Origin of the sequence: Actinomyces sp. (genome assembly GCF_030530635.1) — a bacterium.
Classification (GTDB): domain Bacteria; phylum Actinomycetota; class Actinomycetes; order Actinomycetales; family Actinomycetaceae; genus Actinomyces.
Window position 1 is genome coordinate 25463 of the sequence record NZ_JAUMUL010000036.1, and the last position, 8370, is coordinate 33832.

The window sequence follows — 8370 nt, forward strand, 5'->3', positions numbered from 1 at the left end:
CCCCATCCATGTCAAACAGGATCGATCATGATCAGTCTCCCCGCCCGCCGCTTAGCATCCGGACGCGTCCGCCTATCGCGCGGGCGCGGCGCGGGCGCCGGCCCCTCCGGCTGGTACGCCGCGCCGGCGCTCGTCTTCTTCGGCTGTTTCGCCCTCGTTCCGCTCGTCGGCGTGTTCGTGCTGTCCTTCATGAACTGGGACGGCCTGGGCTCGCTGTCCTTCGCCGGCACGAACAATTGGAACCGGATGCTCGGTAATGCCACCACCCAGCATGCGATCATCCTGACCCTGATCATGACGGTCATGTGCTGGGTCATCCAGACCCCGATCAGTCTGCTGCTGGGAGTCTTCATGGCCGGGCAGCAGCGCTACCGCGGCGTGCTGGCGGTGCTGTACTTCCTGCCGCTGCTATTCAGCGCCACCGCGGTGGGCATCGCCTTCACCGCACTCCTGGACCCCAATTTCGGCATGTCGAGGGCCTTCGGGCTTGATGTACTGGCACGTGATTTCCTGGGCAATCCGACCTTGGCCCTGCCCGCCATCATGGTGGTCATCGCCTGGTGCTTCGTCCCCTTCCACTCCCTGCTCTACCAGGGCGCAGCCCGCCAGATCCCGGCCAGCATCTACGAGGCGGCGATGATCGACGGCGCCAGTCGGGTGCAGAACTTCTTCTACATCACCCTGCCGCAATTGCGGAACACGATCATCACCTCCTCCACCCTGATGATCACCGGCTCGCTGACCTACTTCGACCTGATCTTCGTGATGACGGCCGGCGGGCCGGGTAATGCCACGCGTGTGCTGCCCCTGGACATGTACCTGACCGGATTCCGGTCCTACAACATGGGCGGTGCCAGCGTCATCGGCGTCATTCTGGTCGTCGTCGGCCTGCTCATCGCCTGGCTGCTCAACCATGTCTCTGGCAGCGCCAAGATGGACAGTGACATGGAAGGAGCCGTGTGATGAGGCTGCTCCGTGGGGGAATGCGACCCAATCTGATCGGCGCTCTTTTCGGCTGGGTCTGGCTGGCGATCGCCGTGGTCCCGATCTACTACATCATCGTCACCAGTCTGCGCACTCAGGCCGACTATTACGTCGAGAACCCACTGTCCCCGCCTTCCAACCCGACGCTGGACGCCTACATACAGGTCTTCGCGAACGATTTCTGGACCTACTTCCTCAACTCCGTCATTGTGACGGTGGCGACCGTTGCCGTAATCCTCGTGGTCTCCTTCATGGCCGCCTACGTGATCGTGCGCAGCCGCACCGCCTTCTCCAGCCGTATCTTCTCTCTGTTCCTGCTGGGCATTGCCATACCGATCCAGGCGACCATCGTGCCCGTCTACTACCTGATCGTGCAGCTCGGCCTGTATGACACTCTTTGGGCCCTCATCCTGCCCTCGGTCGCCTTCGCCATCCCCATATCGGTACTCATTCTGACCAATTTCCTGCGGGATGTGCCTCGGGAGCTGTTCGAGTCGATGAAGGTCGACGGCGCCACCGACTGGCAGATGCTCTGGCGGCTGGCGGCACCTATGTGCCGGCCCGCGCTGGTGACCGTGGCCATCTATGACGCTCTCAACGTGTGGAACGGGTTCCTGTTCCCCCTGGTGCTCACCCAGAGCGCCGACAAACGCGTGCTGCCATTGTCGCTGTGGAACTTCCAGGGGGCCTTCTCGTCCAACACGCCCGCCATCCTCGCCGCCGTCGTGCTCTCCGCCCTGCCGCTCATCGTCGCCTACGCCTGTGGGCGCCGGCAGATGGTGGCCGGACTGACCGCCGGCGTCGGCAAGTAACCACTGTCCGAACCAACCGCTCGAACCGAATCCGAAAGAGGAAAGAACATGTCCCTCGCCCCCGAGGCGGCCGCAACGGTCGCTTCGCCACAGATCATGCGTGCCTCCGTCCTGAAAGCGGCGGGCGTTGTCGTCATGGAGGAACGCCCCGTCCCCACTCCGGAAAGCGACCAGGTGCTGGTCCGCATCGAGTCCGTGGGCGTTTGCGGCTCCGACGTCCACTACTACCGGCACGGACGAATAGGAGACCGCGTCGTGCGTGCACCCATGATCCTCGGACACGAGTCCGCCGGCACCATCGTCGCCGTGGGCGCCGACGTCGATCCCGCCCGGGTGGGTCAGCGGGTCTCCATTGAGCCGCAGCGCTGCTGCCGGGTATGCAAGTATTGCAAGCGCGGTGAGTACAACCTGTGTCCGCACATCGAGTTCTACGCCACGCCGCCTATTGATGGCAGTTTCGCCGAGTACGCCCTCATCCAGGACGACTTCGCCCACCCCATCCCCGACGGCATGTCCTTCGACGCCGCCGCGTTGCTAGAGCCGCTGAGCGTCGGCATTGCCGCCGCGCGGAAGGCGCATATCGGTGTGGGTGACAGCGTTCTCATCGCGGGCGCCGGCCCCATCGGGGTGATCGTCGCTCAGGTTGCGCGGGCCTGCGGGGCCGGTACCGTCGTCATTACCGACCCCGTGGAGCAGCGCCGCCGCACCGCTTTGGGGCTGGGAGTGACCGAGGCCTACGCCCCGGGGGACGCCGCACTCAACTCACGCGCCTTCACCGCCTTTTTCGACGCCACCGGGGTGACCGCCGCCGTCGTGGACGGCATTAAGCACGTGGAGCCGGGCGGCTCGGCGATCATCATCGGCATGGGGGACGACGACATGCTCCTGCCGGTGGCACACATAACCAGTCGCGAGGTCAACGTCACCGGCATCTTCCGCTACCACAACACCTGGCCCACCGCCATCGAAATGGTCGCCTCCGGGAAGGTCGATCTCGATTCTCTGGCAACCGACCACTATGGGCTGGCCGACGCCGAAACCCCGCTGCGGGACCGGCCCGCCCCCACCACCCTGAAGAGCATGGTCCACCCCCAGCGCTGAGACCCTCATCGCCGTCGTCCGCAACCACAGAAATGAGCCCACACATGCCCACCGTCTTCCACGTGTCCCCTTCCGGCTCCGATGCCGCACCCGGCGACGCCGCCGCCCCCTTCCGCACCATCAACCGCGCCGCCCGCGCCGCCATGCCCGGTGACACCGTCCTCATCCACGGGGGCACCTACCGTGAGTGGGTGCGGCCCCCGCGCACGGGACTCGACGGCGACCGGCGCATCACCTTCGCCGCGGCTCCCGGAGAGCGCCCGGTGCTCAAGGGCTCCGAGGTCGTGACCGGCTGGAAGCGGGAGACTGACGCCGTCTGGCGGGTGGATCTGCCGAATGCCATGTTCGGCGATTTCAACCCCTTCGCCGAGCCGATTGAGGGCGACTGGATCGTCTACCCGTCTCAACAGGCTCCGCGCAAGCACTTGGGGGAGGTGTACCTGGACGGGCGCAGCCTATTCGAGGCGACTAGCCGTGATCAGGTGGACGCCCCGCCTCGCCGCACGCAGGATGTGGATCAGTGGACCGGCACGCCCGAGCCCGTGCGCGACCCCGACTGGACTCGGCGCGTCTGGTACGCCGAGGTGGGGGAGCGGGCCACCACCGTCTGGGCGAACTTCGGGCCGACGGACCCGAACGAGTCGCTGGTGGAGGTCAACGTGCGTCGCAGCGTGTTCTACCCGGCAGTGCACCACATCAACTACATCACGGTGCGCGGCCTGGAACTGGCTCAGGCGGCCACCCCCTGGGCGCCGCCGACGGCGGACCAGCCGGGGTTGATCGGCCCCAATTGGGCTAAGGGCTGGGTGATTGAGGACTGCGACATCCACGACGCCAAGTGCTCCGCCGTCTCCTTGGGCAAGGAGAACTCCTCGGGGGACAACTGGGCCGCCGAGCGCCTGGACAAGCCCGGCTACCAGTACCAATTGGAGGCGGTCTTCTCCGCCCGCCGGGTGGGCTGGTCCAGGGAGATGATCGGCTCGCACGTGGTGCGTCGCAATCACATTCACGACTGCGGGCAGACCGGCATCGTCGGCCACCTGGGCTGCGTATTCTCCGTGATCGAGGACAACCACATTCACCACATCGCCACTAAGCGGGAGTTCTACGGCTACGAGATCGCCGGCATCAAACTGCATGCAGCCATCGACACGATCCTGCGCCACAACCTGATTGAGGACTGCACCTTGGGTACCTGGCTGGACTGGGAGGCGCAGGGCACGCGCGTGACGCGCAACGTGTATCGCCGCAACACCCGCGACCTGTTCATTGAGGTCAGCCACGGCCCCTACCTGGTGGACCACAACATATTCGCCTCACCGGTCTCCCTGGAGGGGCACTCCCAGGGCGGCGCCTACGTCAACAACCTTCTGCTCGGAGTGGTCGCCAACCAGCCCATCATCGAGCGGCCCACGCCCTACCACCTGCCGCACTCCACGCAGGTGGCCGGGTACGCGGCCATCCGCGGCGGGGACGACCGGTACGTCGCCAACCTGTTCCTGTCCACCATGGGGGAGTCTGCATTCGTCGATCCGCCCGCACACCGGAAGATCAGCGACGGCACCGCCCTGTTCGATGCGCATCCCCACGGCGTGCATGCCTACCTGGTGCAGGTCGACGACCCCTCCAAGGGGGACCATGAGCGCTTCGAAGGCGTGGAACTGCCCGTGCACGTGCGTGACAACGCCTACGGCAACGGCGCCCCCGTCTATGTGCATGAGACGCGACCGGTCCAACTCGGAGAGGTGAATGTCGCGATCGAGGACGCCGACGGTGGTGGCGTAGAGCTGGTGATTGAGCTGCCGGAGGCCTTTGCCACGGCAGCCTCGATGACGATTGCCGGACGGGACTTGGGGCGCGCCTGGTATCCGGATGCCGCTTGGGAGAACCCGGACGGCAGCGAGGTATTCGCCGACGTCGACCTGGTAGGCGGCGTCAAGGACCACGACGCCGCCTACCCGGCCGGGCCGCTCGCCGATCTGAGGCCGGGGGTGAATCGCGTGCGGATCTGGTGAGGGTCGCAAAAGGCTCGGTTGTAGTCGCGCAGGAATGCGGACCACAACCGAGCCTCAAGCATCAAGACGTGAAAACGCAATGGCTGAAAGCAACGCGCGTGCGGGTCAACCGGACAGACGTGCCAGACGGCGGATCAGTATCTTGCGTTTGCGGTGAAGACGCCACCAACTCAATGTGTGCCGGACCTGGAGTAAGCCGAGCTCTTGCAAACTCGGTAAACCCATCCGGTCCAGTTCGCGACTCGCACTATCCTCATCGCGATTGCAGTCCTCAATGATGCGGTGGGCCTCGCGTACTCGATCAGAACCGAGTGGGTGTGAGGCGATTTGTGTGTCGATAACTCGGATTCTGGCGGTAATATCCGCGACTCGCGGTCGCATGAATATCATTTCGACTCGCCTCCCGAATATGCAGGCAAATGCCCCCCGTCCGAAGGCTGCGAGAATTGATGCTGGATTGCCCATTGAGGCGATCGCAGTAATCTGCGGGCCTGCTATCCCAATGCCGACGAGGCACTTGATCATCCAGGGTGCAAGCCAGATCGGATCTGCTACGATCGGATAGACGGCGTTCTCTGTGGATGTATGGTCGATCACCTGCGTGAGCGTGTTCCCATCAATCTCGTACCAGGTGGGGATATTCTTTCCCTCGGCGTCGGTTGCCCATGCCGAGCCCGCAGCAAGGACTGCTGTCCCATCTTCGTCGACCACGACCGCACCGACATAAATTAGCTCAATGTGTTGGTCGGGTTGAAGGTCGATGTCGTACGAGTATCGCGTAGGGGCATCGCTGTCGTTGATCGTAGTGAGCATCTGAACTCCGCGGTCGGTTACGATTACGGAGTTTGCGGCTCCCTCGTCGGGGAACACCACCGTGCCATCACTGAGAACTTCGGCATCTTCCGCGTCTGCGATGTCGGGGAGCTGGATATTAATCGATGTGCCATCCTCGTCGATGAAGGTGATTCCTTCATTTCCGTCTGTAGGCACATCAATAGTCCCGCCGCCCAAGCTGGTTATTCCAGTTCCTTGTGAGTTGATCGGTTGGAAAATGAGGGTCGTATCATGGTCCTTGAGGTTTGCGAGTGCCTCGGCAACTAGATCTTCTGTCACCGGTTCCGGTGGCCGTTCAATCGCTCCGACATTGGTTGACATTGTGAAGAATACGGCGGCTGCGAGGCAGGCTACACCAATTCTTCTGCTCGGATGCTTTGTTGTCGTCAGGGTAGGTCCTTTCGTGTTGCGCTTCATTGCGTGTACTGGTCAGCCTACATACGGTGTGGCTCTCCCGTCAATGGGCCTATGGGGTGAGCCGATGGGATGAGCCTTTCTTATCGGGGTTGAGGGCGGGGGCTAGGGATGGTTGGGGTGGTGCGGTTAGGTGGGTGTGTCGTTGATGGGTGCACGCGGAGCCCTCCGACAGCATGGGTTTCGACCAAGAAATATCAAGCCCGGAAATGAGGCCCCGCGCGGGTGTCCTATCGTGCCACCCTCGACGTCCCCGTGGCTACTGCCCGCACCGTCTCGCGCTGGATCGCAGCCCACCGCAAGGCCCACGACGCCCGTCCCTGGCAGCGGGTCGCCACCAGCTGGGTGCAGGCTGTCATGCTGCTGCGCTGGCTGATCGACGCCACCGATGTGGCCGCCGTCGCCCGCGACGCAGGAGTCTCGCCCGCCACCGGCTACCGGTACCAGCCGCGAGGCCCTGGACGTCGTATCCTCAAAGGCGCCGGACCTGCCCGACGTGCTACGCACCCTGAAGGACAACGGGGAGCCGTTCGTGTGCCAGGGGCGGGACCCTGATCCGTACCGACCGGGTCGCCGAGCGGGACCCCGACACCGGATACCACCTGTGGTACTCGGGCAAGCACAGGGCCCTCACGCGGGAACATCCAAGTGCTTACCGACTCAACCGGCTACCCCGTGTGGACCTCGCCGGCGGAGCCCGGCTCCACCCACGACATCACCGCCGCCCGTGAGCACGCTCTGCCCGCCCTATACCCCGCCGCCGCCGGTGGCATGGTGACACTGGCGGACAAGGGGTACGTGGGCGCCGGCATCGGCATCAAGACGCCCATCAAGGGCTCCAAACCCGACACCGGGGCACGCTCCTACAACCAGATCCAGGCCAGTCTGCGGGCCCCCGCCGAAAGAGCCAACGCCCTCCTCAAACACTTCAAAGCCCTCAAACGAGTCACCCCCGACCCATCAACCATCACCAACATCACCGCCACCGCCCTCGTCATCCTCAACCTAAACAACAGCCTCCCCTGATGAGAAAGGCTCAATGAGCCGATGGGATGAGTTTTGAGGCTGGAGGGTTCGGGGCTGCCGCTAAGGGTTCGGTATGAGGGGGTGGTACCTCTTCTTGAGAGTGATGGCCGGGATGCGCTGCGCGGCGCGACGTCACGCCTTGAGGTCGCCACGCAATTAAACTAATCTTGCAACAAAACGGTGGGGCGAGAGTCGTTCCCCTCCCGTTGACGGCGAGGAGGCCTCATGTCAGATTTGTCCCGAAGGTCGTTCATGACGGTCGGTTCCGTCGCGACTGCCGCCCTGGTGGCCGCATGCACCGCCGAGCGGACGGCCGATTACTACGGAGATGTCAACGGCGGTGAGGGTGCCCTGATAGGCGTATCCATGCCCACCAAGAACCTGGAGCGCTGGAGTCGAGACGGTGAGAACCTCAAATCGCTGCTTGAGGATCTCGGCTACGCCGTCGAACTCCAGTTCGCCGACAACAAGGTCGAGCAGCAGAACTCCCAGATCCAGACCATGCTGAACAAGTCCCCGGCGGTGATCGTCGTCGGCTCCATCGATGGTTCGGCGCTCGGCCCGGTGTTGCAGAGCGCCGCCGGGCTCGGGATCAAGGTCATCGCCTATGACCGTCTCATCCGTGACACCGAGGCGGTCGACTACTACGTCACCTTTGACAATTACAACGTCGGCGCTATGCAGGGGCAGTACATCGCCGACGCCCTCGATCTGGACAACGCCTCCGGCCCCTTCAACTTCGAGCCCTTCGCCGGCTCCCCGGATGACAACAATGCCCGCTTCTTCTTCGAAGGCGCCTGGGACGTGCTCAGCCCCTACATCGAATCCGGCAAACTGGTGTGCCCGTCGGGAAAACTGCCCGCCAGTGTCGACGGCTGGCAGTCCATCGGCATCCAGGCCTGGTCCAACACCACCGCCCAGGCGGAGATGGAGAACCGGCTCAACTCCTTCTACTCCACCACCAAGCGCGTTGATGTGATCCTGTCTCCCAATGACGCCATCGCCCTGGGGGTGGGGCAGGCCCTGGCCTCCGCCGGTTACACAGACGACAACTGGCCCGTGCTGACCGGCCAGGACGCCGACCAGGCCAACGTCGAGAACATCGTCAAGGGCCGCCAGTCCATGACGGTCTTCAAGGACACCCGCCTGCTGGGGGAGCGCTGCGCCACCATGGTCGACCAGAT

At 64.0% G+C, this 8370-nt stretch carries 6 protein-coding genes and 1 pseudogene; 6 read left to right on the plus strand and 1 reads right to left on the minus strand.

Annotation, left to right across the window (positions count from 1 at the left end; all coding sequences use genetic code 11):
* Positions 1-27: 27 nt before the first annotated feature.
* Genes Q4A20_RS09290 through Q4A20_RS09305 form a run of 4 tightly spaced genes read left to right on the plus strand, consistent with a single transcriptional unit; the run spans position 28 to position 4912 of the window.
* The gene (locus Q4A20_RS09290) at positions 28-963 is read left to right on the plus strand and encodes a carbohydrate ABC transporter permease (RefSeq protein WP_303122468.1); all 936 of its coding nucleotides are present in this window, start codon (positions 28-30) and stop codon (positions 961-963) included.
* Entirely contained in the window at positions 963-1796 is an 834-nt protein-coding gene (locus tag Q4A20_RS09295) for a carbohydrate ABC transporter permease (RefSeq protein ID WP_303122469.1), read from the plus strand. Before Q4A20_RS09290 ends, Q4A20_RS09295 begins: the two co-directional genes overlap by 1 nt.
* A 48-nt stretch (positions 1797-1844) precedes the next feature.
* Positions 1845-2897: an NAD(P)-dependent alcohol dehydrogenase gene (locus Q4A20_RS09300; RefSeq protein ID WP_303122470.1), complete on the plus strand. Its 1053-nt coding sequence runs from the start codon at positions 1845-1847 to the stop codon at positions 2895-2897.
* Between the two features lie 44 nt (positions 2898-2941).
* Positions 2942-4912 (plus strand): right-handed parallel beta-helix repeat-containing protein, encoded by a 1971-nt coding sequence (locus tag Q4A20_RS09305; protein WP_303122471.1) that lies wholly within the window; start codon positions 2942-2944, stop codon positions 4910-4912.
* A 105-nt stretch (positions 4913-5017) separates the two neighbouring features.
* On the opposite strand, the gene Q4A20_RS09310 is transcribed toward Q4A20_RS09305, so the two are convergent.
* Positions 5018-6163, minus strand: a complete 1146-nt coding sequence (locus tag Q4A20_RS09310; protein WP_303122472.1) for a hypothetical protein — start codon at positions 6161-6163, stop codon at positions 5018-5020.
* Between the two features lie 222 nt (positions 6164-6385).
* Here Q4A20_RS09310 and Q4A20_RS09315 point away from each other — a divergent pair.
* Positions 6386-7186: pseudogene (locus tag Q4A20_RS09315) on the plus strand (transposase family protein).
* A 225-nt stretch (positions 7187-7411) separates the two neighbouring features.
* Positions 7412-8370: sugar-binding protein (locus Q4A20_RS09320; RefSeq protein ID WP_303122473.1), on the plus strand; the 959-nt coding region annotated here is incomplete at its 3' end.